This window comes from Methanoculleus sp. UBA303 (genome assembly GCA_002501655.1).
Classification (GTDB): domain Archaea; phylum Halobacteriota; class Methanomicrobia; order Methanomicrobiales; family Methanoculleaceae; genus Methanoculleus.
This window is the reverse complement of record DANY01000034.1, coordinates 1-23,986: the sequence shown is the minus strand read 5'-3', so window position 1 is coordinate 23,986 and position 23,986 is coordinate 1. Positions and strand designations below refer to the sequence as shown.

Sequence of the window (23,986 nt, the reverse complement as noted above, 5' to 3'; positions counted from 1 at the left end):
CGGTATCCCATACCTGGATGCAAAGAAGGTCTGCATATCGTATTGGTCGAGCAAAATTCTACCAGGTAAGTGTATCGCCGAATATCATCTCCCCCTTGATGTGTTGAGTTCCATGCTGAACTTTATACTATATAATAGTTTGTCTAAAATATTCACTATGTAATATAGTAATGTCGATATAATTCACACCGCGAGGATTCGATTGGCGAACGGAACGGTCTGCAACAGAGAATAAGATCGACCTTTAATATTCCCGGATCGGGTATGCCAGGGCCAGATGTTTAACTTCTTGCGTATGTAGTGCTGGTATGAAACCGCGTTCGGCCACAGGCTCAACCGATAAAAGCAGACCCTCTTGCCACCCGGTGGATATGCTCTTCCCGGGGCTCCCCATGATGACCGGGATCTGCATGCCCTGTGCAGACCCGGGGCATGGGGGCACAGGTGGTGATCTCTCCACGTCATAGGATGTGGGAGATATGACAGGGGTTGCCAGGGCGTGTGAGTTCCGGTCTTGTCCACCCGGATATGAGTTCAAGGGGTGCAAAGACAGGCCCCCGAAACTATTATCACATAGCCGCCGCCCGTTGCAGGGGTAGATGAAGACCGAGGACCTGCTTGCAATGACCGCCGACGACTGCCTCGTTCACCTCGGGTCGTCATCCTCCGGCCTCTCGACCGCCGAGGCGGCCCTGAGGCAGAGACGATACGGGATGAACGAGATCGCAGAGGCGCGCCGGTATCGCGGCCTGGTCGCATTCCTCGGCCACCTGAAGAATCCGCTCGTGATCATCCTCGTCATCGCTGCGATCATATCCGCCTTCGTCGGCGAGATCGTTCAGGCTATGATCATCCTCGTCATCGTCGTCCTCAGTGTTACCCTGGACTTCTTCCAGGAGTACCGGGCCGAAGCGGCGGTCAATCTCTTAAAACAGAAGATTACCAGGACGGCAACGACGCTTCGTGATGGAGAACGCCGGGAGATCAGGATGGCCGAGCTGGTTCCCGGGGACGTCATCGACCTCACTGCCGGGGACATCGTGCCCGCAGATGCCCGTGTTCTTGCCGCCCGCGATTTCTTCGTCAACCAGTCGGCCCTGACCGGCGAGCCGTTCCCGGTGGAAAAGACTGCAGATCCTCTTCCAGCGGCAGATACGGACCGGAACACATGGAATAACTACCTCTTCCTCGGGACATCGGTGGTGAGCGGCCACGCGACCGCCGTGGTCGCCATGACCGGGAAGAACACCGAGTACGGGCATATCGCCCAGGCGCTTACCGCACGTCCTCCTGAGACCGAGTTCGAGGGGGGGCTGCGGCACTTCGGCTACCTGATCATGCGCACCACCTTCCTCCTGGTGCTGGTCGTATTCCTGGTCAACGCCGTCTTCAAACACGGCGTCCTTGAATCCCTCCTCTTCGCCGTGGCCCTCGCCGTCGGGCTGACGCCCGAACTCCTCCCCATGATCCTCTCTTTAAACCTCGCAAAAGGGGCTATAGCCATGTCGGAGAAGGGCGTCCTCGTGAAGCACCCCGAGGCGATCCAGAACTTCGGGAGCATGGATGTCCTCTGCACCGACAAGACCGGGACATTGACGGAGAACGCCATCTCCCTCGTGCTCCACACCGATCCGGAGGGGCACGACGACGAGACGGTGCTGCTCTTCTCGTACCTCAACAGCCTCAACCAGACAGGATTGAAGAGCCCGCTTGATGAGGCGATCCTCGCCTACCGCGACATCCCGGTCGAGGGCTACGGGAAGGTCGACGAGATTCCCTTCGACTTTGTCAGGAAACGGCTCTCTATCATCGTCGAGAAGGACGGCGAACGGTTCCTGATCACAAAGGGTGCTCCGGAGCAGGTTTTTGATATCTGTTCTTCGACCAGAGACCGGGCAGGGGTCCGGCCGTTCACCGGCGAACTGCGGGAGGAAGTGGAACACCGCTACGAGGCGCTGAGCGCCGACGGCTTCCGGGTTCTTGCGGTCGCCTGCCGGCCAACCGGAGATGCAAAGGCGGTCTATACCCCGGATGATGAGAAAGAGATGGTCTTGCTTGGCTTTGTGGCCTTCATCGACCCACCGAAGGAGAAGGCGCAGGAATCGCTCCAGCGGCTTGTCAGCGACGGGGTTGACCTGAAGATCGTCACCGGGGATAACGAGCAGGTCACAAGGAAGATCTGCCGGGACCTGGGCTTTCCGGTGCGCCGGTCTCTGACCGGTGCCGAGATCACCCACATGACCGATGAGGCGCTTGCGCGGGTGGTCGACGAGACCACGATCTTTGCCCGGGTGACGCCCATCCAGAAGGACCAGATCATCCGGGCGCTGATGAGAAACAATCACATCGTCGGTTTCCTGGGAGACGGGATCAACGATGCTCCGGCCCTCCGGACCGCCGACGTCGGCATTTCGGTCGATACGGCGGTGGATATTGCAAAGGAGTCTGCAGACATCGTCCTCCTTGAAAAAGACCTACAGGTCCTCGGGGACGGCGTCATGGAGGGGCGCAAAACCTTCGGGAACACGATGAAGTACCTCATGATGGGAACGAGTTCGAACTTCGGCAATATGTTCAGCGTCGCAGGAGCGTCACTGTTCCTGCCTTTCCTGCCGATGCTCCCGATCCAGATCCTCCTCAACAACCTCCTCTACGACCTCTCCGAGTCGACGATCCCGACCGACCGGGTCGACGACGAATACATCTCCAGTCCCCGGCGCTGGGATATACACTTCATCAGGGACTTTATCGTTGTCTTCGGTCCTATCAGCTCGCTCTTCGACTTCCTCACCTTCGGGATTCTCCTGCTGGTCTTCCATGCAACGGCCCCCCTCTTCCAGACTGCGTGGTTCATCGAGTCGATCGTCACCCAGACCCTGATCATCTTTGTCATCAGGACACGGATGAGCCCGTTCTACCGGAGCAGACCGAGCTGGCAGCTGGCATTCAGCACCGCCGCGGTCATCGCCGTCGCCCTCGCGGTGCCTTTCATTCCCCTGGGGGCCGCCTTCGGCTTTGTCCCGCTGCCGCCGCACTTCTACCTGGTCCTCGCCGGGCTGGTGGCGGGTTACCTGGTGGTGGTCGAGGTGGTGAAGGCCAGGTTCTTTGCCGGGCGCTCCTGAAGGGGTCTCTTTCCATACGAGGACGTGGTTTGATCTGCCGGCGGCGGAAGAAGACCGATACGAACCGTTGAGGCTGTTCGGCGTCCTGTAACAGGAGCACCCCGGGGGGCCTGCACCCCACTGGAAGGTCCCGCCGGCAAACTCCTTCCACGCGGCAATGAATTCTACCTCCCGGCCGAGACGGCGGCACAACAAGCGAGAACACTCCAGGAAGTCCCCCGGAGAGGATTGAGCCCTGACCCCGGGTATTCCGGCAGGGCGGAGCACCGCACAGGAACGTATATAAAGTGTTCACACCCTGTGAGCCTGCCGATACTGGAAACGAGTGAGGCAGGAGTTAACGAAGCATGGCATGGAGAGGATCGCCCCGCGGACTCCGGGCTGAATTTGACGAGATGCTTGGGGATATGCAGAGGCAGTTTAACGAGACAATGGAACGCATCTCGGGGGCCGCACAGCAGGTACCCCTGCTCGGCGGCGCCGGAACGACGGTTGATGTCCGGGAAGACGACACAGACGTCGTGGTCGTTGCCGACCTCCCCGGCGTGGAGAGAGAGGGAATATCGGTCCGGCTTCTCGACCCGAGGACACTCCGGATCTCGGCCCGGCGGGAGGAAGCGAGAGAAGCCGAGCAGGCAGGATACTATATGCGGGAGCGAAAGGTCGGCGCAATCTCCCGGACAGCCACCCTGCCCGTGGATGTCAGAGAAGAGGGGGCACACGCCACCTTCAGGAACGGCGTCCTCGAGGTGCGGCTGAAGAAGGTTGTCGAGACCGGCGGGAAGACCATACCGGTGAGCGGAGGACCTCAACAGGCCGCCCGGGGGAGCCCCGAGGAGGAGGCGACGGCCGCGAGGCTCCGCAAGCGCAAAGAAGAGTTGTACGAGGAGGGAAAGAGGAAACTCGCCGGGTAGGAGGGGCTCGCAAGATCCCTCGGCCGGTCGCCCGCCTATACAAGATCCCTGATATGCTCAAACCCCGACTCGATCAGGTCCAGGTAGCGCCGGTTGCGCCCGCCCGGATACGGCACGCAGAGGAGGTGATGCTCCTCGAAGAGGTCTTCCGGGAGGATCTCTGTAATCTTCCCGACACCCGCAAGAGCGCTCGCGTAGGGCTCGATCGCGCGAAGCCCCATGAGCGCCGTCTTCCCGAGGGCGACGACGTACTCCGGGGCGAGACCGGCGATCTCCCGGGCAAGGACCTCCCGGGCGCTCATCCTGACGAGGTCGTTTGGGATCGCCGCCTTCCGGTTCTTCCGGAAGACGCACTTGATCGTGTCGACCAGGAAGAAGTTCTTCCCGGCAAAGAGTTCCAGGTTCTCCCGGCGCGACTCGCCGTCGAGCCCCAGCATGAGGAATATATTCTCCGCGAGCCCGCCGGAGAGCGGCGCTCTCGCCCGGCGGCGCCCCACGTCGTAGCGATCATTCCAGAAGTAGGGGTAGTCAGGGCTCAAGCAGTCTCCGGGACGAGCAACCTCACGCCGTCCGGCGGTCCAGGGCGGGGACTCGGCGATGAAGAGCACCTTCACGCGACCGGGCCTGTGGTAGGTGCCGTAGACGCCGCAGGCGTCGTGCGGCAGGAGTCCGGGCAGGGCGACCCCGCTATACTCCGGCCGCCCGGCGAAATACCGCAGGTAGACCTCCGCAACTCTCGCGGCGCTCACCGGTGGAGACAACTGATCATTCATAGAATAGGTGGTTACCCGCCGGGGGATATCAGTTGCAGGGCAGGCAGGTGAGGACTCAGGGGTCCCCCCGGTCCCGGCGGAGGATATGCAAGACCCCATAATGCGACATATAAAGAGGTATCAGCACAAAGAGGTGAGTGAATGGAGAACAATATTACCTTTAAGGAATTCAATATATCGCAGAAGACGCTCCGGGCTATAGAAGATATGGGCTTTGAGGAGCCTACGCCGATTCAAGTAAGCACAATACCCGCGATACTCGAAGGACGCGACGTGACCGGCCAGGCCCAGACCGGGACCGGAAAGACGGCGGCGTTCGGCGTCCCGGCGATCGAGCGGGTCGACACCGAGAGCCGGGAGACCCAGGTCCTTGTCCTCTCCCCAACCCGGGAACTCGCCATCCAGACTGCCGAGGAGTTCGCCCGCCTGGCGAAATATCAGCGGGGCATCAACATCCTCCCGATCTACGGGGGCCAGCCGATCGAGCGGCAATTCCGGGGGCTGCAGCGCGGCGCCCAGATCGTCGTCGGGACCCCCGGGCGGGTACTCGACCACCTCGACCGCGGGACCCTCTCGTTTGCCGGTGTGAAACTGGTCGTCCTCGATGAGGCGGACCAGATGCTGGACATGGGCTTTCGCGAAGACATCGAGAAGATCCTCGACGATACCCCGCGGGACCGCCAGACAGTCCTCTTCTCGGCCACCCTCCCGAGACCGATCCTCGAGATCTCAAAGCGGTTCCAGAAGAACCCCGAGTTCATATCGGTCGCACGCCGGGAAGTGACCGTCCCGCAGATTGAGCAGCTCTACCTCGAGGTGCGGAGCAGGGACAAACTCGAGATCCTCTCCCGGCTGCTCGACATGTACGACCCGGAACTGACACTCATCTTCTCAAACACCAAACGGGGCGTCGACGACCTGACCACCCACCTCCAGGCCCGGGGATACTTCGCCGAAGGCCTCCACGGGGACATGAAGCAGACCCTGCGGGACCGGGTGATGGCAAAGTTCCGCGCCGGAAACATCGATATACTCGTCGCCACCGATGTCGCCGCACGGGGTATCGACGTCGAGGATGTCGACCTGGTCATCAACTATGACGTCCCGCAGGACATCGACTACTACATCCACCGCATCGGCCGGACGGCACGTGCCGGACGCGCCGGGCGAGCCGTCACGTTCGTGGGCCCGAAAGAGTACTTCAAGCTCCGGACGATCCAGGACTATACCAGGATCAAGATCGCCCGCATCCCGCTCCCGACACAGGGAGACGTCGAGGAGAGCCGGACACGCAAACTCATCGACCGGGTGCAGCAGGTCATCGACGAGGGCGGCCTCGAGCACTATGTGAACCTCGTCGAACGGATAATATCAGAAGACTACACGTCGCTTGAGGTTGCCGCTGCCCTCCTGAAACTGGAACTCGGCGCGGGCGGCCCGGCCGATAGGGGCCAGAGCCTGTCGCAGGATATCAGGCCGACCCAGGGGTTGGCCCTCCTCAGGATCCCGCTCGGGAGCGCTCACCAGATCAGGCCAAAGGACATCGTCGGAGCAATCGCAGGCGAGACCGGGATTCCCGGCAACATCATCGGTGCGATCAACATCTACGATGCCTACTCCACCGTCGAAGTGCCCCAGGATGCCGCCGAGCAGGTCATCGAGGGGATGAAAGGCAAGACCATCGCCAGGGTCAGGCTGACCCAGCCGATCGAGATCACCGGAACGCCGGGCGGGCGGTAAGGCCCTATAGGCCGGCTTCGAGCGGAGCCGGCCCTAAAGATCTTTCATCGAGCCGGAAGACGCGAACCGCGGCCCGAGAGGTTGCGGAACCATAACCGCCGCTCATCCGGAATCTTTTTTTAGAGAATCAGGACCTCCTCCACTACGGGCCGGCGGGAGTACCTCACGGTACCCCGGGAGTGCGGAGGGGTTCTCTGGATAGCAGCGCCGGTCCCTGCCGGGAGAAACGATTATATACCCGCGCGTATATTTTGTCATCGTCAGGGGGTGGTGGCGTCAACTGGTATGGCTATAATCTCTGAATCTTCCGGAGTCTCATCGCCATCAAAGACATACAGAAAAACCTGCTCTGTGACCTGCATACTCACAATAGTATATTGATACAAAGGTGTGTCTGGCCCTGCAACATCCCTGCCCGGGTTTCAGCCAGCCATCTGTGCCGCCTGCCCTGCATGGGGGGCGCGAGACGGGACAACCTGACCCGAAGCGCGCCCCCTCCAGAGGAACCGGTCCCGGAAAACCGGGATAGGTGTGAATTACCTGAAGTGGGTGGCCGCGGCGTTCACGTACACCGTCTCGCCCTCCCGGACGTGGAGTAACTATTCTTCTGGTACGTTTTCCGGGCAGGGGACCTGCCCTTCAGGTATTCCGGCCCACAAGCTCCGCGGTCAGCATGTCCAGGTAGTCGGAGAGGAGGCGGGTGATCAGGAAGTGCTGCCGGACATGCTCCTTGCCGGCCTGCCCGAGCCGCTTTCCGAGCTCCGGGTTCTCGAGGACCTGCCGGACCCGCCAGGCAAACCCGTCTGTGTCGGTCGGGTCGAGGAGGAAACCGGTCTCCCCATCCTCGATCTGGAGCGGTATGCCCCCGACGCGGGACGCTATGACCGGCCGCCCCTTCCAGAGCCCCTCGGTGACGGTCAGGCCGAACCCCTCGCGGAGCGATTTCTGGAGGATGACGGCTGAAGCCCGCTGCAGGGCGTTGACCAGCAGGTGGTCCTCGGCGGTGATCAGGATGACATCGCCGGCATCGATGAAGGCCCGTGCCGCCTCCTCGACCCGGCGGTAGATTGCCCAGCCTTCGGGGTCGTCGGGAGCCATGCTCCCGCAGAGCACCAGCCTGCAGTCGACATGCCGCTTAACCTCGGAGAAGACATCGATGACGCCTTCGGGATCCTTCCACTTGTCGAACCGTGAGATCTGGGTGACCAGCGGCTTGTCGGTCGGCACGCCATACTTCGCAAGGAGACCGGCGATCTCCCGGGAAGAGAGGTCGCGGTTCTTCTCCGAGAGCGGGTCGATCGCTGGCCGGCAGATCCACTGCTCCATCGGCATCCCGCGGCGCCGGTACTCCTCGTGCGATATCACCATCCGGTCGTAGTCGAGCACGAAGCCCTTGAGGAACTCCCAGAGGTCCATGTCCGGGTTCGAGAGGTCGACATGGCACCGCCAGACCCAGGGCTGGGCTTTCTGGTAAAACCGGATAAGGGGCAGGGGCTGTGGGTCGTGGATGACCACCAGGTCGTGGTCGATCGTCATCTTTCCGGAGAAGGACTCGTTCGTCCGGAGGTAGAGGTCCTTCTCTTCATCCGAGAACGCGACCGCCTGCCCCTGGAGCGCGTTATGGAAGTTCTTGGTGATGACGAAGAAGTCACCTTCGCCGTTTAAGATATTCCACTGCGTCTCGATACCGACGTCGTTCATGAGCGGAACCAGCGAGAGGATCATCTCCGCTACGCCGCCGCTCTGGTAGGTCGAGTTCACGTGGAGGACCCGCTTCCCCTGGAGACTCGCCGCCTTGCGGTAGATTCCGGAGATGACATCGTCGCCGACGATGGGCCGGTGGTCCTCAAGCGTCCGGCCGTTATCGCATATACAGGTTATTCCGTCCATGTAGGCCATCGCAGTTCTCCCCTCAAAGACTGTGTAGAGACGTACTATGTAGATCATCTGTACGTTCAAATCTATAAACATACTTATATAAAAAAGAGATTTTAAATTATTACTCAGACCGATATAGCCGTTAATATGGGACAAAAACGGATTAAAGCAATACATCGCCGGGCCAAGTGAAGAAAAAAGGATTAATAAAAGAGCACAATCCGGGGCCTCCGGACGCTGCAGGACAGGGGAGCGCAAGGGCTCCGATGGGACGAAGCGCCACCAGTATCCGGGGGAGAAACGCCCATATAGGCCCAGATCCTAACGCTATCCAGTGTAATGTACCTAAAGCACGCCCCGGGAAGAGGCAGCGGTCCCGGATACCCGCCCCTGGTCACCACCCACGACGGTGTAACCTTCAGGAGGATGCCTGAAGGGGCCGATGCCGTCTACGTCGTCGGCGAGTATCACATCGACGATATCCGGCCGGAGGATATCGTCCTGGATATCGGGGCCAATGTAGGCGCTTTCTGCATCCGTGCCGCCCGGCGGTCACGGCGGGTCCTCGCGGTCGAACCCGTCCTCACGGAGGCTCTGCAGGAGAACATCAGGACGAACGACGCCAATGTCACGGTGGTCAGCGGGGCGCTCGGCGACGGGGGCACAGAGCAGATCACCTGGGGAGACGAGACCGTCACCGTGACGACCCATACCTTCGGGGAGTTCACCGGCATGGCCGGAGGATGCGACTTCTTGAAGTGCGACTGCGAGGGGGCGGAGTGGTCTATCCGGCCCGGAGACCTCGACGGGGTGCGCCGCATCGAGATGGAACTGCATATGCCCCCGATCGGGGGACCGGTGAACAGGCCGCTCCTCGACTACATCGGGGAGCATTACGATTTTGCGATCGACCGGACTCCCGGCTATGACGTGAAGGGCGTGATGGGGATCCTGCACGCCGTCCAGAAGAGCGCCAGGTGAACGCCCGGCAGCCCTCAAAATACCGGGAGAACGCGCGAAACGCCGGCAACCCGGGCACGGCCGACACGCATAAATAGGATTCCGGGATCACCACCCTGCCGGTGAAGCAGTATGGTACAGGCAAAAGAAGGCGATACCGTCAAGGTGCACTACACGGGAAAACTGGATGACGGCACGGTCTTTGACACCTCTGATGAACGAGCACCTCTGGAGTTCACCATCGGCAGCGGGCAGATCATCTCGGGGTTCGAGAAGGCCGTGGTCGGCATGGAACCGGGCGAGATAAAGACCACCACAATCCCGCCCGAAGAGGCCTACGGCCCGCGGCGTGACGACATGACGCTGACGGTCGAACGGGAGCAGTTCCCGGAGGAGATCGAGCCCGAACCGGGCCAGCAACTCAAGGTGCAGCAGCCGGACGGCAGGGCGGCCATCGTCACCGTCAGCGAGGTATCGGGTTCGACCGTGACGCTGGACGCCAATCATCCGCTGGCCGGACGGCCCCTGACGTTCGATATCCGGCTCGTGGATGTCGTCAGCGCCGCGTGAGAGCGCGGAGTCGGGGGAACCTCCGGGTAACCCCTAAGACCGCAGAATCCTTCTTAACCCCTCAAGCGAGCGGGTGTTGGCGATATCGTTCGCCGAGAGCCACCCCCGTCGGGCGGTCGCGACACCGAACTCCATGTAGCGGAGGTTCTCCCGGTTGTGCGCATCCGAACCGAGCGAGAACCGGACATTCGCCTCGCGGGCAGAGAGGCAGTTGACGTCGGAGAGGTCCAGCCTGCCCGGGAATGCGTTGATCTCTAAGAGGACGCCGAGCGCTGCTGCGACATCGAAGACCGCGGCGAGATCGATCCGGTACGGCTCCCGTGAGAGAAGTATCCGTCCCGTCGGGTGGCCGAGGATGTCGACGTGATCGTTGTGCATTGCCGTGATGATCCGTTGTGTCATCTCCCGCTCGGGCTGCTTAAACCCGGAGTGAACGCTCGCAACCACCACGTCAAGGTCGGCAAGAATGCTGTCCGGGAGGTCGATCCTGCCGTCCATGCCGATGTTGCACTCGGTGCCGGAGAGAAGGGTAACGCCGCCGTCAGCCGCCCGGTTGATACGCTCGATCTCGCGCACCTGGTCGACCAGGCGCTCGGGGGAGAGGCCGCGGGCGATATGGAGGGTCTCTGCATGGTCGCAGATGGCGATGTACTCGTAGCCGAGCGCCTGTGCCGCCGCCGTCATCTCCTCGATGGAGTGGGCGCCCTCGCTCCAGTGGGTGTGGACATGGAGGTCGCCCTTGATCGACCCGTACTCGACGAGATCCGGCAGGTTCCCGGCCCGTGCGGCCTCGATCTCGCCGCGGTCTTCCCGGAGTTCCGGCTCGATCCAGGGGAGGGCAAGGGCCCGGTAGACCCCCGCCTCGTCCTCTCCCGCGACCACCCTGCCGCTTGCGAGGTCTACGAGCCCGTACTCGTTCAAGCGCCAGTTCCTCGCAATCGCGAGTTTCCGGAGCGCGATGTTGTGCTCCTTTGACCCCGTGAAGTACTGGAGCGCGGCCCCGAAGTGCTCGTCCTCCACCACCCGGAGGTCGACCTGGACGCCGGTCGCGAGCACCACCGATGTCTTCGTCGTCCCCCGGGCAAGGACCCGCGAGACCCCGGGGAGGGTGGCGAAGACCTCCATCACCTCCTCCGGACGCGTTGAGGCGGCCAGGATATCGACATCCCCGATCGTCTCCTTCCTGCGGCGTATCGAGCCGGCAAGGCTCACCCGCCGGACTGAGGCGAGCGATCCAAGCCGCTTCTCGATCTCCCGTGCGACCGGGAGGATATACCCGAGGAGGTGGCGCTCTTTTGCCGTCCGGCTCATCCGGATACCCGCGAGTATGTTCTGCTCGGTCTTCTCGCCAAACCCGGGGAGGTCGCGGATCCGGCCGGCCAACGCCTTTGCCTCCAGGTCATCGATGGACCGGATGCCGAGTTCACGGGAGAGGGTGATCGCCTTCTTCGGCCCGATCCCCTCAATCCGGGTGAGTTCCTGCACGCCCTCGGGGAGTTCGTCACGCAGGGACTCAAGATACGCAAGGTTGCCGGTCTCGACGATCTCCCGGACCCTTCCGGCGATGCCCTTACCGACCCCGGGGATCTCATCGAGGCGCTCTTCTCGCGCGACGTCGGCGATATCCTCCGGCAGGGTCTCGATCGCCTGCGCCGCCCGCCGGTAGGCCTGCGGTTTGAACCCGACACCCTTGATCTCGAGGAGGTCGGCGACCTCGTAGAGGATAGCCGCGACCTCGATGTTCGTCATGCCCTGGAGCATCTCCATACCCTACGCCCCCCGCTGGCGGCGGAACATAGCCGCGACCTCGGCGGCCGTCGTCGCCACTTCCGGGCTCTTCTCATCCCGCCACCGCACAAACCGCGGGAACCGGAGGGCGAGCCCCCGCCGCCGCTCCGGGTCCCAGTTGCAGGTATGGACGGGGCTCTCGGTGATCTCAAGCCCCAGCACCTCCACCACCTTCGCCGGCGCGAACCAGAAGTCGGGGGCCGCCTGCGGGTTCACCATCACCCGCGCCGGCCGGCGGTCCACCCGCACGCCGGCGAGCCGCCGGGGAAGGTCTGCCAGATCCGCGTCCGAGAACCCCGTCCCCATGCCGCAGACCGTCTGGAATATATCCTCCTCGTTGTTGTAGGCTGCGCAGAGGACCGAGCCGTAGGTCCCGGCCCGCTTCCCCCGCCCGGCGTTGGCGCCGATGACGACCAGGTCGAGCGTATCGGAAAGCCCGGGGGCATAATCGCTCTTCCACTTGATCCACTGCCACTCCCGCGCTCCCGCCCGGTAGAACGAGTCTTCGGCACACGATTTGCAGACGACCCCCTCAAGCCCTCGCTCGATGCAGGAGAGGTAGAACTCTGTTATCCCGTCGAGGTCCCCCGTTACAATGCGGCCTGCGGGAGAGATCTCTTCATCCCGGCCGAGGACCTCCTCGAGTCTCGCCCGCCGGTCCGGGTAACTCCGGCGGAGGTATGACTCGCCGTTCACATAGAGGAGGTCAAAGACCCGGTAGATGGCGGGGATTACGCCTGCGACCTCCGGGACCCGGTGCTTCCGGCGCCGCCGCATGAGCGTCTGGAAAGGCCGGTAGGTCCCGGTCTCGTGGTCGAACGCGACCGCCTCGCCGTCGAGGATCGCCGTATCGGCTGTGACACACCGCCGGACGTGCCGGACGATATCGGGGTACTGGTGGGTGACGTCGGTCAGCCGCCGCGAGAACAGGGTGACGTCGTCGCCGTCCTTGTGCGCCTGGACCCGTTCCCCGTCGTACTTCTCCTCGACGGCGATGACCGGGGAGCCGATCCGCTCCGGGATCTCCGAGAGCCGGGCGACCCGCTGGGTGAGCATCGGCCTGATAGGCCGGTGCAGGGTGACAGTGATCGCCGAGACCCCGGAAAGCCCCTCCTCCAGGAGCGTCCGGGCCACATGGCCGATGTCGGAGGATAGGTTATACGCATGCTCAAGGTGCGGGCGCTGTGCCTTCGACCCCAGGAACGCCTCTGCCAGAGCATCGAGGAGCGTCATATCCCCGGCGCCGAGCCGCATCTCCCCGGTGACAAGCCGGATCAGGTAGCGCCGTTCCAGAGGCGTAGCGGCGGCGAGCATCGCGGCGAGGAACCTCGTCTTCCGGTCGGCCGAACCCGGCCCCGATGCCCGGGCGATCTCCATAAAGCCGTGGTGGACGGCCGCGACCGTGAGCGGCCCTGCGAGCCCTTCCACGGGTCTCCCGGTCAACCGGGCGGCGGCGTCGCCGTAGTCGCCGAGTTCCCGCGCCGCCGCCTCGACGTATGCAGGGTCGGTCCCGGTCGCAAGGGCGATCGCTGCCGCCGCGGTCCGGTCCCCGATGCCGAGGTTCACCCCGCTGTAACCGGGACCGATCTCCCCGAGCACAAAGTAGCAGACGATGCCGATCTCGTCCGGCGCTGACCCGGCGAGCAACCGCGCAAGGAGGGCGGTCATATCGTTCCGGGACGATGTGGCCTCAAGCCTCTCAAAGCAGGAGGTGAGAGTTGCAAATTTCACGGTACGGGGCTCCCAGGGTTATTCACTTCCGGAGGCTACTTCAACGTTGCGGTATCCGGCCCGCCGGGGGCTTTATTATTGACGGGGATGTGGTAGGTGCATGGAACCCCTGATGCATGTCGAACCTCCGGGCCCCCGAGCCCTCGAGGTGCTCCACCGGGACGCGGCGGTCATATCCCGGTCGATGGTGCGGGAGTATCCCCTCGTGCTCCAGAAGGCAAGCGGCGTGAATCTCTGGGACGTCGACGGGAACCGCTACCTTGACTTTACGGCCGGGATCGCCGTGATGAACATGGGCTGGAACCACCCATTGGTCGTCTTCGCCATCCAGGAGCAGGCGAAGTACCTCTCGCACGGGGCGTTCCTGGACTTCTGCTCCGAAGTCCCGGTACGGTGCGCCGAAGAACTGGTCGGGTTCCTCCCCGACGGGCTCGACCGGGTCTACTACTCCAACTCCGGGGCGGAGAGCGTCGAAGCGGCGATGAAACTCGCCCGCCACCACACCGGGCGGAACTATTTTATATCGTTCTATGGGGGGTTCCACGGCCGGACGTACGGCGCTCTCAGTCTCACGGCTGCGAAAGTGGTCCAGCGCCGCTCCTTCGGCCCGTTCCTGCCGGTGATCCACGCACCCTACCCCGACCCCTACCACCCGCCCGGCGGCGACCCCGCCACCTGCGACGCCGATGTCATGGCCTACCTGGAAGACACAATCTTCCGCTCCGAGGTCGCGCCCGACGAGGTCGCCGCGATCTTCGTCGAGCCCGTGCAGGGTGAGGGGGGATACGTCGTCCCGCCGCCGGGTTTCCTTCCCCGGCTGCGACGTCTCTGCGACGAGCACGGTATCCTCCTTGTGGTCGACGAGGTGCAGTCGGGATGTTTCCGGACCGGGCGGTTCCTTGCCGCCACGCACGCCAACGTCACGCCCGACATCGTCTGCCTCGGGAAGGCGATCGGCGGGGGAATTCCGTTCGGTGTCACCGTCGCTTCCAGCGAGATCATGGACTGGCCGCCCGGGTCGCACGCAAGCACCTTCGGCGGCAACAACCTTGCCTGCGCCGCGGCGCTCGCCGTGATGGACCTGATGCGTGACGGGGGGTTCGGGGACCGGGTGATGGCCAGGGGCGAGTACCTGGTGAAGCGCCTGCGCGAACTCGCGGAGTGGCACACGATCATCGGCGACGTCCGCGGCCTCGGGCTCATGGTCGGGATGGAACTGGTCCGGGACCGGTCTACAAAGGAGCCGGCACGGGAGGAGCGGGAGACGATCCTCCGCCATGCGTTCGAGCGCGGTCTCGTCCTCCTTCCCGCGGGAGAGTCGGTGATCAGGTTCTGCCCGCCCCTGATCATGAACGAGGAGGATATCGATGTGGGGATTGATATCCTTGACCGGGTCATGAAGGAGTTCTGATGGAGGCTGGTAGTATGCAGAAGTCAGGAAGAGTCACCTACGTCTCGCTTGAGGCGGACGAGAGTTTCCACGGCGAGTACGAGGCCGCCCTGCTCGATGCCGGGCGGGAACTCGGGGGTCGCCATCCCATGTACATCGGCGGCCGGGAGGTCGCCGCACCCCGGGAGTTCGAGGCGCGATCCCCCATCGACCCGGAGATCCTGCTCGGGACCTTCCCGGAGGGAGGAGAGGAGCATGCCCGGGAAGCGATCGCCGCGGCAAACAAGGCATTTTTCGAGTGGACCCGGCGGGGCTGGCGGGAGCGGGTCGGCATCGTGAGGCGGACGGCAGATGTGATCGAGGCCCGGCTCTTTGGGCTCGCGGCGCTGCTGACCTACGAGGCGGGGAAGACCCGCTACGAGGCGCTGGCGGAGGTCGGCGAGACAGTCGATATGCTCCGGTATTACTGCGACATCTACGAGCAGAGCAACGGCTACGTCTTTCCCATGCGCTCCCCGGTGCCCGGGGAGGAGTGCCGGAGCGTTATGCGGCCGTATGGTGCCTGGGCGGTCATATCTCCATTCAACTTTCCTATAGCGCTTGCCGCGGGCATGATCACCGGGGCGCTCCTCACCGGAAACACGGTCGTCTTCAAACCGACGAGCAAGACACCGCTCTCCGGGGTGACCCTCTACCGGCTCTTTGTGGAGAGCGGGGTTCCTCCCGGTGCGCTCAACCTCCTGACCGGACCCGGGAGCCCCTTCGGCAAGGTCGTGACCGCCCACCCGGATGTTGCCGGGATAGTGTTCACAGGGTCGCGGGACGTGGGGATGTGGCTCTACCGGCAGGTTGCCGCGATGCAGCCCTACCATAAGCCGCTGGTGGCGGAACTGGGGAGCAAGAACCCGACCGTCGTCACCGCGAGCGCCGATGTCGGGAAAGCGGTCGAGGGCGTCGCCCGGGCGGCCTTCGGGTTTGCTGGGCAGAAGTGCAGCGCCACCTCCCGGGTCTACGTCCATTCGTCGGTTGCGGAGCGGTTCTGCGAGGCGCTCCGTGACCGGGTGGACCGGATGGAGGTCGGCGATCCCCGGCGGCGGGAGGTCGCGTACGGACCCCTGATCGATGATGACGCCCGGCGAACCTTCCAAGAGGCGGTCGAGGAGGCGCTCAGGGATGGGGGCAGGCTCGTTGCGGGCGGGGCGGGGCAGGGCGTCTACGTCCGGCCCACGGTCATCGCCGGCCTCGCGCATGACCACCGCCTCTTCGCGGAAGAACTCTTCGTCCCTATCCTCCTCGTCGGGACCTTTGAGACCCTGGAAGAGGCGCTCACTCTCGCAAACGCGACGGACTACGGCCTGACGGCCGGTGTATTCTCAGAAGACCCAGAGGAGGTCAGGTACTTCTTCGACCGGATCCGGTTCGGGGTCGTCTACGCCAACCGGCGCGGAGGGGCGACGACGGGAGCCTGGCCCGGCGCCCAGCCCTTCGGGGGGTGGAAGGCGAGCGGAACGACGGGCAGGGGTGCCGGGGGGCCGTACTACCTCCTCTCGTTTGTCCGGGAGCAGGCACGGACGCGGGTTACGGAGCCGGGGGGCGGCGGATAGGGGCCAGGGCGGTCCGGTGGGGGCGACCAGAGAGCGTTTGAGCACCGCCGGTAACTCCATAAATGGTGGAGAACACGTTATCCCCGGAGGGATCGTATGGGCGAGCGCAGGAAGGAATCAGTCGTCGGCGTCCTCGTCTCAAGGCTCATCGGGATCGTCGTCTTTCTGATCCTGCTCGGCATCCTGAACGCCCTGGCCGGGGCCTACATCCAGAGCCCGACCTTTCTCCGCGTGGTAGTTCACTCGAACCCCTCCATCTCCTCGAACGTCTTCACCTCGTAGTCCCTGAGCCTGCCGGTCTCCGGGTCCATGTGGACCATCACGAAGAGTTCATGCTCGCGATTCTCCCAGAGGGCAAGGGCGGGGTTATCCTCCTTCGCCCGGAACCCGAGATCTTCGAGGCCCTCCCGGATCCCGTCGTAGGTGGCACCTCCGGTGATGACCTCCCGGACCCGGCCCTTCATGGCCTCCTGCTCCTCCCGGTCAATCTGTACCTGTTTGCGCATGGAGGGACCATACCGCCTGCGCCCTGATAAACCTGACCCGGCAGGGATGGTTGAGAAGAGGCAGGAATGGAGTTGTCTGGAGAGAAGGCCTCACCGGGCAATGTAGCCGGCGAACTCCCCTTTGTGGTCTTCCAGGTCATCGTAGGCGGCGACCTTGTAACCCGCATACCCGCCTCCGAGGTTCATGTGGAGCAGAACAAATATCCTGAGGGCAGGATGCACCCATATCGCGATATCGGCATTATCCTGTTCCGGTATGAAGTTCAATGACTGGAGCGCCTCCCTGATATCGGCATACACAGGCGTCGACTGGATCATCTCCTCGATCTCCACCATCACAGCCCGCTGCCGCACCGCTTCGATATCTCCGAGCATGCCCCCCCGATCGGTCCTCTCGTATAAAACATGATCCCGGGGCGGATGCAGAGAGAACAACCGTGCAGCCTGCGATGCCGTCCCGGAGTAGCAACCGAAACATCAGGGCCGGTATGTTCATGCCGGCGCACGAGGCGCCCGGTGAAGTGCATAACCTTCATCAGAGATCTCGTGAAACCATACAACAACGGAGCCGGGAGGAGAGCGTATGACCAACGACGATGACTCAAGGACACTGGTCCTCGATATAGACACCAACGATCTGCAGGAACTCTCCGAATACCTGGACGTGCTGAGCAGCAGCACGCGCTTAAAGATACTGAAGGTCATTGAGCGGAGACCAAAGGACGTCCGGCAGATCTCATCCGAGATCGAGACGAGTTACGAGAACACCAAGAAGCACCTCGACAAACTCCTGAGCATCGGGGTCGTCCGGAAGGAGGCGGGCCTCTCCCGCCCGACCGCCAAAGGAATCCACCCGGTCTGGAAATACTCGCTCGTGCCCGGAGGTCTTGAGGCGATCACGAGAAGCCTCGGTCTGTTTGCGAACCTGAAACTGACGCTCACGGATGCCGTGCTCGCGGAGAAACTTGCCGGGGTCAGGGAGACGCTCTCGGGGGAGTTCGCGGGGCAACCCCCGGCCTTCATCCTCCTCGGCGGGGCGGAGGACGGCAGGGTCTTCCCGCTCGGGCACGACAGCGTCGCCGTAGGCCGGGCAGACCCAAGCGTGCCCGGCCGGGCCGAGCGGGAGATCGTCCTCAGCGAAGAGTACGCGGCGGTCACCCGTGTATCGAGACCGCACGCCCGGCTCACCCGGCGGGACGGTGCCTGGTTCATCGAGGACTGCGGCAGCACGGGCGGCACCTTCGTGAACAGCGCACCGCTCGACCGGGGTGCGCGGCGGGAACTCCACGACGGGGATCTCGTCGAACTCGCAAAAGGAGCGCAGGGGGCGACCCTCGTCTTTGTTGTTCCCGGGGGGGTGCCGCCGTCAGATGCGGCCTGAACGTTCCGGCGTCCTGATCCTGCTCTCCGTCCTCCTCCTCGTTGCCGCCATATCTCCCGCCGTCTCGGGAGCAGGGGGGCCCCCGGAGCACTCGAACGCCGATCCGCAGGGCATAGAGGCTGCCGGCAAGACGCCGAACGACGATAAGGTCACCACTCCCGGAAAGAGCGCCGACGGCAAGGGTAAAGACACACCAGGAGCAACGCCCACCGCCCTGCCCACGGCCGTCAGCACGCCGGAGAACCAGGAGACGCCGGTTGCGACAGCAACGACTACTGCCGCCGGTGAGAATCCCAATCAGGGCAGGCAGGGGGCCACGGATCCGTTCCCCTGGGCTGCCGTTCTCCTGACCGCCCTGGGGATCGGTGCCGCCGTGCTCGGCACCCGGTATCTGAAGAAACCCGGCAGAGCACCGGCGGGTGCGACCATCCTCCCCGGCGCATACCAGACCGTACCTCCCCACCCGACCGGGTTCCCGCCCGAACTTGCGGGACGGTACGGTCAGGTCGCCTTCGTCGGGAGAGGCGGGCTCGGACAGGTCTTCTCGGCGGTCAGGCGCGATGACCGTCGGACCGTAGCGGTGAAGATCCCGATCGCCTACGACGAGGCCACCGGAAAGACCTTCATGAAAGAGATGCGGTTCTGGGAAGACCTCACCCACAAAAACATCGTCGCGGTCTACTCGGTCAACATCCTCCCGGTGCCCTTTGTCGAGATGGAGTACCTGCCCCGGACCTTAAAAGACCTGGAGAAACCCGTCCCGGGAGAGACCGCCGCCCGGATCGTTGCTGGCATCGCTGCCGGGCTTGCCTACGCCCATGATCGGGGCGTGATCCACCGGGATATCAAGCCCGGAAACATCCTTCTCACAGACGACCTGACACCGAAGATCACCGATTGGGGCATGAGCACAAGACTGGAGAGGAGCCGGGATACCAGCATCGCCGGGTTCACGCTCGCGTATGCGGCCCCGGAACAGGTCGCCCCGGAGCGGTTCGGAGAGACCGATGCCCGGACCGACATCTACCAGCTCGGTGCCGTCTTCTACGAGTTGGTGACGGGAAGGACCCCCAATGCCAGCGAGGGCCTCGCCGGGTTTGCCGGGGCGGTCCTCCACGAACAGCCGGTCCCCCCGTCGGAGATCGTGAGAGACCTCGCGCGGTTCGACCCGGTCATCCTCGCGTGCCTCGCAAAAGACCCCGCTGACCGCTACCAGTCTGCCCGGGAGGTGCAGAGAGCAATCGAAACCCTGATGAGGGAAGCCGGCGACACGACCCTGATTTGACCCGCAAAGTGAGACTTCTCGCCCGGCTTCTCGCCCGCGCCAGAGCGATGCAGTTCCACTACCTGCTGGCATCGCTCATCCTCCTGCTTGTCATCTATCCTTATGTGGTTGCAGGGCCGGCCGGCCCGGTTGCCCTGAAGGTGCTCTCGTCCATCATCCTGATCACCGGGGTCTATGCGGTGAGTTACCGGCGCCGCCAGATCGTGATCGCCGTCCTCCTCGGGATCCCCGCCTTCGTCTTCGGCTGGCTCCACGTCATCACCGGAGTTCCCGCCCTCGATAAAGCCGAGAGCGTCTTCACGCTCCTCTTCTACGCCTTCACAGCCCTCATCGTCCTCTCCCGGGTGCTTACGACGCGACGGATCACCACCGACACCATCTACGGCGCGGTCTCCGTCTACCTCCTCATAGGCCTGACCTGGGCGACCGCCTACGGCCTCATCGAGAGTATCAGTCCCGGATCGTTCTCGGCCGAGTCCGGGCATAACCCGGATGGCACCTTCACCTTCCCCGATTTCATCTACTTCAGTTTCGTCACCCTTGCGACGCTCGGCTACGGCGACATCACCCCGGTCACCGACCAGGCCCGGTCGCTCGCCCTGCTTGAGGCGGTGAGCGGGACCATCTACATCGCGGTCCTGATCGCCCGCCTGGTGGCGGCGCTCGGGTGGTCGCCGGAGGCCGACGGAGAGTGAGGGCTACCAGGATATCGCGTTAAAACAAATATTTTCGCAATCCGCCCGGTTAAAGCTACGAAAATTCTCGTAGTTAAAGCAAGACATTTATTCTCGCCAAATCAAGTGATGATTGATACCTATGCGGGGAAAGATAGCACTTCTGGGGATCGCTCTGATGGTCCTCTGCGCTGCGGTGATCGGCAACGTCACCGCACAGTTGCCAGAGGAATCCAAAGATAAGCTGATCCACGTATCCGGTACAGGCAAAGTGACGACCACACCCGACCAGGCCATCATCGTGCTCGCGGTCGAGACCGAGAACGCCGATGCAAAAGTCGCACAGCAGCAGAACGCCCAGAAGATGGACGCCGTGGTCAATGCCCTGAAGGGCGCCGGCATCCCGGCAAAAGATCTCAGGACCGCCGGCTACAACATCTACCCGGTGACCGAGCAGGACGACAAACCCTTCGTAACCTCTAAAGTCAAGTTCTACCGTGTGGTCAACAACCTTGAGGTCAGGCTGAGCGACGTCAACCGCGCCGGCGAGATCATCGACCTCGCGGTCGCGAACGGCGCAAACCGGGTCGACCGGCTCTCGTTCACCTTAAGCGACGCAAAACAGCAGGAGTTCCGGTCGGAGGCCCTGACCGCTGCCGTGAAGCAGGCGCGGGGTGACGCGGACGCGGTCGCGGCCGCCATCGGCAAGACCATCGTCGATGTCAAAGAGGTCAACGTCGGGAACAGTTACGTGCCCATGGCCTACGACAACCGTTACATGGGCATGGAGAAGACGGCAGGCGCCGGCGTCCCGACCCCGGTTGAGGCCGGCGAGATCGACGTGACCGCCACCGTCTCCATCGCCTACGTCATAGCGTAACCCTCTCCAGCCCCTCTTTTTCGTCTGCAGGCCCGGGCTGCTCCGAACCCCGGGCCGGATACCCCCGAGCGCCCTGTCTGCCCCATCGGGTAGCATAATCTTCCGGGAAGAGAGACCGGAAGAGAGGAGTCCGTTTTCGATGCTCACCGTCACCGAGGTCTACAATAACATTCCCTGCCGGCAGGATCTCACGCCGGACTGGGGCTTTTCCTGCCTGCTCGAAGAGGCGGGGCTGCTCTTTGATACCGGAGAACGCGCCGATATCCTTCTCGCAAACATGCAGGCGCTCGGCATCAACCCTGCAGGTATCCGATACCTCGTGCTCTCCCACGACCACCACGACCATATCGGCGGCCTCGCGGCGATCCTTGCCGCAAACCCGTCGGTGGAGGTCTTCGTCCACGACGCCTTCTCCGGGCAGACGCTCGGGCTGATCCGGGAGTACGCCGAACCCCGGATCATCGGGGAGTGGACGGAGATCGCAGGCGGCATCGCCGTTACCGGCCCGCTCGGGACCGATATCCGGGAACAGTCGCTCGCGGTCGCCGTGCCCGACGGCTTTCTGGTCATCACCGGGTGCGCACACCCGCATATCAGCCGGATCATCGACCGGGTCTCCCGGGAGGGCAGAGTGTGGGGCGTCATCGGCGGGCTCCATACCCTCACCGATGAAGATATCGATGCCCTCGCCGGGGCGGCGTACCTCTCGGCATCGCACTGCACCGAGAGAATCGGGGAACTCCAGGAGAGGTACCCGAAGACCTTCCGGCCGGGCGGTGCCGGGAAGATGCACCGGATCTAAAAAGAGGTTATTCTTCCGCTCCCTTCGTCCCGGTATCGCCGGTCGTCACCTTGAGTTCATCTGCAAACCAGACAGTCCTCTGCGGGTAGGGCATCTCGATGCCGTTCTCCTCGAGTTTCTGCTTGATCTGCCAGAGGAGGCTTGTCCTGACATCCCACCAGTTCCGGGCCGGCGCCCAGATGTAGGCCGTCAGATTGACGCCGTCATCACCGAAATTATCGACGAAGACCGACGGTGCCGGGCTCTTCAGAGCAAACGGATGGGTCCAGATAACCTCTTTGATTATCCGTATTGCGGCGTCTGCATCGTCCTCGTACCGGACGCTGATCTGGTACTCAAACCTCCGGGCGGCGTTGTGGACGTAGTTGGTGATGTTCGATGTGAAGACCTTCTCGTTCGGGATCCGGGTAAAGATCCCGTCATGCGTCTTGACGATCGTCGAGAGGATACGGATATCCTCGACACTGCCGCTGACGCCCGCGACGTTGATGCCGTCGCCGATCTTGATAGGGTGCTCGAACATAAGGAAGAGGCCGGAGACCAGGTTCGAGACGACGCTCTGGCTGGCAAAACCGATGACGAGACCGGCGATGCCCCCGGCCACCAGGAGGCCGGAGAGGTCGAACTTGAGTTGCGGGAGGGCGATGACAAGCGCCCAGAGAACGATGCCGTAGTAGACCAGCTTCACGAGCAACTCGCGCTCGCTCTTTGGAAGCCGCTCCATGAGGGCTCGCCGGACGTTTGTTGAGACGACCCTCGCGACGGCAACGCCGACCACGAGGATGACGGCAAAATACAGGAGGCTCTCGACGGTGATCGATCCGACGCCGATGGGAATCTCCAGGACCTCGGTCACGTTGAACGTCACGACAAACCCCACTCCATCAGGTATCCCCGATTGATGACCGGGATCTTGCGTACCGTATACAACTCGATGGACCGCGTCATGTCGGGCCTGAGCGGGGCGTCGGTGAAGTCCGTCTCCGCCATGGTCGGAGTGATGATCTTCATCCTGGCAGTGGTCGTGACGACATTATTGTAGTAGATCTTCATATCGACACTGTCAAAGACGGCGCACGAGACCTCGGCCCACTCATGGGATGCGTTCTGGATGGAGAGTTCCATCACTCCCTCACGGAAAGGCTCCACCGTGGGAACCTCCGTGTATACAGCGCTCCGGTACCAGCGGGCGATGACGCCGCTCGTTGGGGGGCCGTAGAGCGTATACTTCTGGGTGCCGAGACCAAAGACGTCGAGCACCTCAATATCCCTTGCCGCCTCCAGGAAGACACCGACCTCAACAGGAAACTTCAGGTAGACCGTCTGGGTGACGCCGGGCTCGATGAGCATCGGGGAGAACTCCATCAGCAGGTAATCCGTGATCTCCTTGGGGAGGTTGACCGGCTCCACCGGGTTGATGACGATCTCGGCCGTCTCCGAGACCAGGAGTCGCTCGAACGTCTGCCCTTCGCACCTCCGCAGGTAGGTCAGGAGACCGCCAATTCGTTCGGTTTCCACCAGAATATCGCCGGATTCGTAGCGAAAAGTGTCGTTGTAACGCCCGAACATCATTAATACTCTGCAAATACTCAAATATTAACTTACGTCAACTACCCCCCGCTAACGCAGGGTGCTTGCGGCTGGGGCCCCTTGCGGGGCACAGGGCTGCAATTTAATGTGTGCGAAGGTTGACGGTTCAAAAGACGTCCTTATTCGCACGGGCCGGTTGACGCGGCCCCTACCGATTATCCGTGGGACCACGGAATCACCGGCTACTTTTCTCAGATGGTTCAGAGCGCCGTTGACGTCGGCATTGATCAGGGTACCCAGAGCACTCCGGTACAACCCGCGCCGGATCCGCCGTTTCCTTCCGTAGGGGGGCTTCGCGATCGGGTCGAGGTTCAGAGCATCGACCTGCGAGGTGTAGGCTTCCGAGTGGGTATCATCGAACCGGATCCCGTACACCTCGCACTTGCTCTTCAGTTTCT

At 62.9% G+C, this 23,986-nt stretch carries 21 protein-coding genes and 1 pseudogene; 13 read left to right on the top strand and 9 right to left on the bottom strand.

What is annotated here, in order from left to right:
- Positions 1–599 precede the first annotated feature (599 nt).
- A complete protein-coding gene (mgtA, locus tag BP846_RS08255; protein WP_292394303.1) occupies positions 600–3,122 on the top strand; it encodes a magnesium-translocating P-type ATPase in 2,523 nt (840 codons plus the stop codon).
- A 347-nt stretch (positions 3,123–3,469) separates the two neighbouring features.
- Positions 3,470–4,036, top strand: a complete 567-nt coding sequence (locus BP846_RS08250) for an Hsp20/alpha crystallin family protein (RefSeq protein ID WP_292394301.1) — start codon at positions 3,470–3,472, stop codon at positions 4,034–4,036.
- A gap of 35 nt (positions 4,037–4,071) precedes the next feature.
- Here BP846_RS08250 and BP846_RS08245 read toward each other — a convergent pair whose 3' ends face one another.
- Entirely contained in the window at positions 4,072–4,809 is a 738-nt protein-coding gene (locus BP846_RS08245; protein WP_292394299.1) for a uracil-DNA glycosylase family protein, read from the bottom strand.
- Positions 4,810–4,950: 141 nt separating this feature from the next.
- Here BP846_RS08245 and BP846_RS08240 point away from each other — a divergent pair, with 141 nt between their 5' ends.
- Entirely contained in the window at positions 4,951–6,549 is a 1,599-nt protein-coding gene (locus tag BP846_RS08240) for a DEAD/DEAH box helicase (protein WP_292394297.1), read from the top strand.
- 639 nt (positions 6,550–7,188) lie between these two features.
- Here BP846_RS08240 and BP846_RS08235 read toward each other — a convergent pair.
- On the bottom strand, positions 7,189–8,496 hold the full coding sequence (locus BP846_RS08235) for a glycosyltransferase (RefSeq protein WP_292394294.1): 1,308 nt from the start codon (positions 8,494–8,496) through the stop codon (positions 7,189–7,191).
- Positions 8,497–8,766: 270 nt separating this feature from the next.
- On the opposite strand from BP846_RS08235, the gene BP846_RS08230 reads away from it, so the two are divergent.
- Both BP846_RS08230 and BP846_RS08225 read left to right on the top strand, forming a co-directional pair.
- Entirely contained in the window at positions 8,767–9,408 is a 642-nt protein-coding gene (locus BP846_RS08230) for an FkbM family methyltransferase (RefSeq protein WP_292394292.1), read from the top strand.
- A gap of 111 nt (positions 9,409–9,519) precedes the next feature.
- Entirely contained in the window at positions 9,520–9,957 is a 438-nt protein-coding gene (locus BP846_RS08225) for an FKBP-type peptidyl-prolyl cis-trans isomerase (protein ID WP_292394290.1), read from the top strand.
- A gap of 33 nt (positions 9,958–9,990) precedes the next feature.
- Here the strand turns inward: BP846_RS08225 and polX are convergent, their stop codons facing one another.
- Both polX and BP846_RS08215 read right to left on the bottom strand, forming a co-directional pair.
- Positions 9,991–11,724 carry a DNA polymerase/3'-5' exonuclease PolX gene (polX, locus tag BP846_RS08220; protein ID WP_292394288.1) on the bottom strand — a complete coding sequence of 578 codons (1,734 nt, stop codon included), beginning with the start codon at positions 11,722–11,724 and terminating at the stop codon, positions 9,991–9,993.
- 3 nt (positions 11,725–11,727) lie between these two features.
- The gene (locus BP846_RS08215) at positions 11,728–13,476 is read right to left on the bottom strand and encodes an ATP-dependent DNA ligase (protein ID WP_292394285.1); all 1,749 of its coding nucleotides are present in this window, start codon (positions 13,474–13,476) and stop codon (positions 11,728–11,730) included.
- A gap of 100 nt (positions 13,477–13,576) precedes the next feature.
- Between BP846_RS08215 and BP846_RS08210 the strand changes: the two genes are divergently transcribed.
- The 3 genes from BP846_RS08210 (at position 13,577) to BP846_RS08200 (ending at position 16,752) form a co-directional block, all read left to right on the top strand.
- A complete protein-coding gene (locus BP846_RS08210) occupies positions 13,577–14,887 on the top strand; it encodes an acetyl ornithine aminotransferase family protein (protein ID WP_292394283.1) in 1,311 nt (436 codons plus the stop codon).
- Complete coding sequence (locus tag BP846_RS08205; protein ID WP_292394280.1) at positions 14,887–16,470, top strand: aldehyde dehydrogenase family protein; 1,584 nt, start codon at positions 14,887–14,889, stop codon at positions 16,468–16,470. Before BP846_RS08210 ends, BP846_RS08205 begins: the two co-directional genes overlap by 1 nt.
- Before the next feature lie 96 nt (positions 16,471–16,566).
- The gene (locus BP846_RS08200; RefSeq protein WP_292394278.1) at positions 16,567–16,752 is read left to right on the top strand and encodes a hypothetical protein; all 186 of its coding nucleotides are present in this window, start codon (positions 16,567–16,569) and stop codon (positions 16,750–16,752) included.
- Here the strand turns inward: BP846_RS08200 and BP846_RS08195 are convergent.
- Positions 16,710–16,976, bottom strand: a complete 267-nt coding sequence (locus BP846_RS08195) for a hypothetical protein (RefSeq protein ID WP_292394275.1) — start codon at positions 16,974–16,976, stop codon at positions 16,710–16,712. The two genes, BP846_RS08200 and BP846_RS08195, sit on opposite strands and share 43 nt — an antisense overlap.
- 90 nt (positions 16,977–17,066) lie before the next feature.
- The gene (locus BP846_RS08190; RefSeq protein ID WP_292394273.1) at positions 17,067–17,351 is read right to left on the bottom strand and encodes a hypothetical protein; all 285 of its coding nucleotides are present in this window, start codon (positions 17,349–17,351) and stop codon (positions 17,067–17,069) included.
- Positions 17,352–17,559: 208 nt separating this feature from the next.
- Here BP846_RS08190 and BP846_RS08185 point away from each other — a divergent pair, with 208 nt between their 5' ends.
- The 5 genes from BP846_RS08185 (at position 17,560) to BP846_RS08165 (ending at position 21,998) form a co-directional block, all read left to right on the top strand.
- Complete coding sequence (locus tag BP846_RS08185; protein ID WP_292394271.1) at positions 17,560–18,357, top strand: FHA domain-containing protein; 798 nt, start codon at positions 17,560–17,562, stop codon at positions 18,355–18,357.
- Positions 18,347–19,642: a serine/threonine-protein kinase gene (locus tag BP846_RS08180; RefSeq protein ID WP_292394269.1), complete on the top strand. Its 1,296-nt coding sequence runs from the start codon at positions 18,347–18,349 to the stop codon at positions 19,640–19,642. Before BP846_RS08185 ends, BP846_RS08180 begins: the two co-directional genes overlap by 11 nt.
- Positions 19,639–20,337, top strand: coding sequence for a potassium channel family protein (locus BP846_RS08175; RefSeq protein WP_292394267.1), 699 nt, complete (start codon positions 19,639–19,641; stop codon positions 20,335–20,337). The genes BP846_RS08180 and BP846_RS08175 overlap by 4 nt, the downstream gene beginning before the upstream one ends.
- A gap of 121 nt (positions 20,338–20,458) precedes the next feature.
- Positions 20,459–21,196: an SIMPL domain-containing protein gene (locus tag BP846_RS08170; protein ID WP_292394265.1), complete on the top strand. Its 738-nt coding sequence runs from the start codon at positions 20,459–20,461 to the stop codon at positions 21,194–21,196.
- 139 nt (positions 21,197–21,335) lie between these two features.
- Positions 21,336–21,998, top strand: coding sequence for an MBL fold metallo-hydrolase (locus BP846_RS08165; RefSeq protein WP_292394263.1), 663 nt, complete (start codon positions 21,336–21,338; stop codon positions 21,996–21,998).
- 7 nt (positions 21,999–22,005) lie between these two features.
- On the opposite strand, the gene BP846_RS08160 is transcribed toward BP846_RS08165, so the two are convergent.
- From BP846_RS08160 to BP846_RS08150, 3 genes and pseudogenes are all read right to left on the bottom strand, one after another.
- Entirely contained in the window at positions 22,006–22,878 is an 873-nt protein-coding gene (locus tag BP846_RS08160; RefSeq protein WP_292394261.1) for a mechanosensitive ion channel family protein, read from the bottom strand.
- The gene (locus tag BP846_RS08155) at positions 22,863–23,567 is read right to left on the bottom strand and encodes a DUF432 domain-containing protein (protein ID WP_292394259.1); all 705 of its coding nucleotides are present in this window, start codon (positions 23,565–23,567) and stop codon (positions 22,863–22,865) included. The genes BP846_RS08160 and BP846_RS08155 overlap by 16 nt, the downstream gene beginning before the upstream one ends.
- 51 nt (positions 23,568–23,618) lie before the next feature.
- A pseudogene (locus tag BP846_RS08150) lies at positions 23,619–23,986 on the bottom strand (RNA-guided endonuclease TnpB family protein); the annotation flags it as partial.

Excerpts from the sequence above, each read along its gene's own strand:
- mgtA (WP_292394303.1), top strand. The coding sequence starts at position 600 with ATGAAGACCGAGGACCTGCTTGCAATGACCGCCGACGACTGCCTCGTT.
- BP846_RS08250 (WP_292394301.1), top strand. The coding sequence starts at position 3,470 with ATGGCATGGAGAGGATCGCCCCGCGGACTCCGGGCTGAATTTGACGAG.
- BP846_RS08245 (WP_292394299.1), bottom strand. The coding sequence starts at position 4,809 with ATGAATGATCAGTTGTCTCCACCGGTGAGCGCCGCGAGAGTTGCGGAG.
- BP846_RS08240 (WP_292394297.1), top strand. The coding sequence starts at position 4,951 with ATGGAGAACAATATTACCTTTAAGGAATTCAATATATCGCAGAAGACG.
- BP846_RS08235 (WP_292394294.1), bottom strand. The coding sequence starts at position 8,496 with ATGATCTACATAGTACGTCTCTACACAGTCTTTGAGGGGAGAACTGCG.
- BP846_RS08230 (WP_292394292.1), top strand. The coding sequence starts at position 8,767 with ATGTACCTAAAGCACGCCCCGGGAAGAGGCAGCGGTCCCGGATACCCG.
- BP846_RS08225 (WP_292394290.1), top strand. The coding sequence starts at position 9,520 with ATGGTACAGGCAAAAGAAGGCGATACCGTCAAGGTGCACTACACGGGA.
- polX (WP_292394288.1), bottom strand. The coding sequence starts at position 11,724 with ATGGAGATGCTCCAGGGCATGACGAACATCGAGGTCGCGGCTATCCTC.
- BP846_RS08210 (WP_292394283.1), top strand. The coding sequence starts at position 13,577 with ATGGAACCCCTGATGCATGTCGAACCTCCGGGCCCCCGAGCCCTCGAG.
- BP846_RS08205 (WP_292394280.1), top strand. The coding sequence starts at position 14,887 with ATGGAGGCTGGTAGTATGCAGAAGTCAGGAAGAGTCACCTACGTCTCG.
- BP846_RS08200 (WP_292394278.1), top strand. The coding sequence starts at position 16,567 with ATGGGCGAGCGCAGGAAGGAATCAGTCGTCGGCGTCCTCGTCTCAAGG.
- BP846_RS08195 (WP_292394275.1), bottom strand. The coding sequence starts at position 16,976 with ATGCGCAAACAGGTACAGATTGACCGGGAGGAGCAGGAGGCCATGAAG.
- BP846_RS08190 (WP_292394273.1), bottom strand. The coding sequence starts at position 17,351 with ATGCTCGGAGATATCGAAGCGGTGCGGCAGCGGGCTGTGATGGTGGAG.
- BP846_RS08185 (WP_292394271.1), top strand. The coding sequence starts at position 17,560 with ATGACCAACGACGATGACTCAAGGACACTGGTCCTCGATATAGACACC.
- BP846_RS08180 (WP_292394269.1), top strand. The coding sequence starts at position 18,347 with ATGCGGCCTGAACGTTCCGGCGTCCTGATCCTGCTCTCCGTCCTCCTC.
- BP846_RS08170 (WP_292394265.1), top strand. The coding sequence starts at position 20,459 with ATGCGGGGAAAGATAGCACTTCTGGGGATCGCTCTGATGGTCCTCTGC.
- BP846_RS08165 (WP_292394263.1), top strand. The coding sequence starts at position 21,336 with ATGCTCACCGTCACCGAGGTCTACAATAACATTCCCTGCCGGCAGGAT.
- BP846_RS08155 (WP_292394259.1), bottom strand. The coding sequence starts at position 23,567 with ATGTTCGGGCGTTACAACGACACTTTTCGCTACGAATCCGGCGATATT.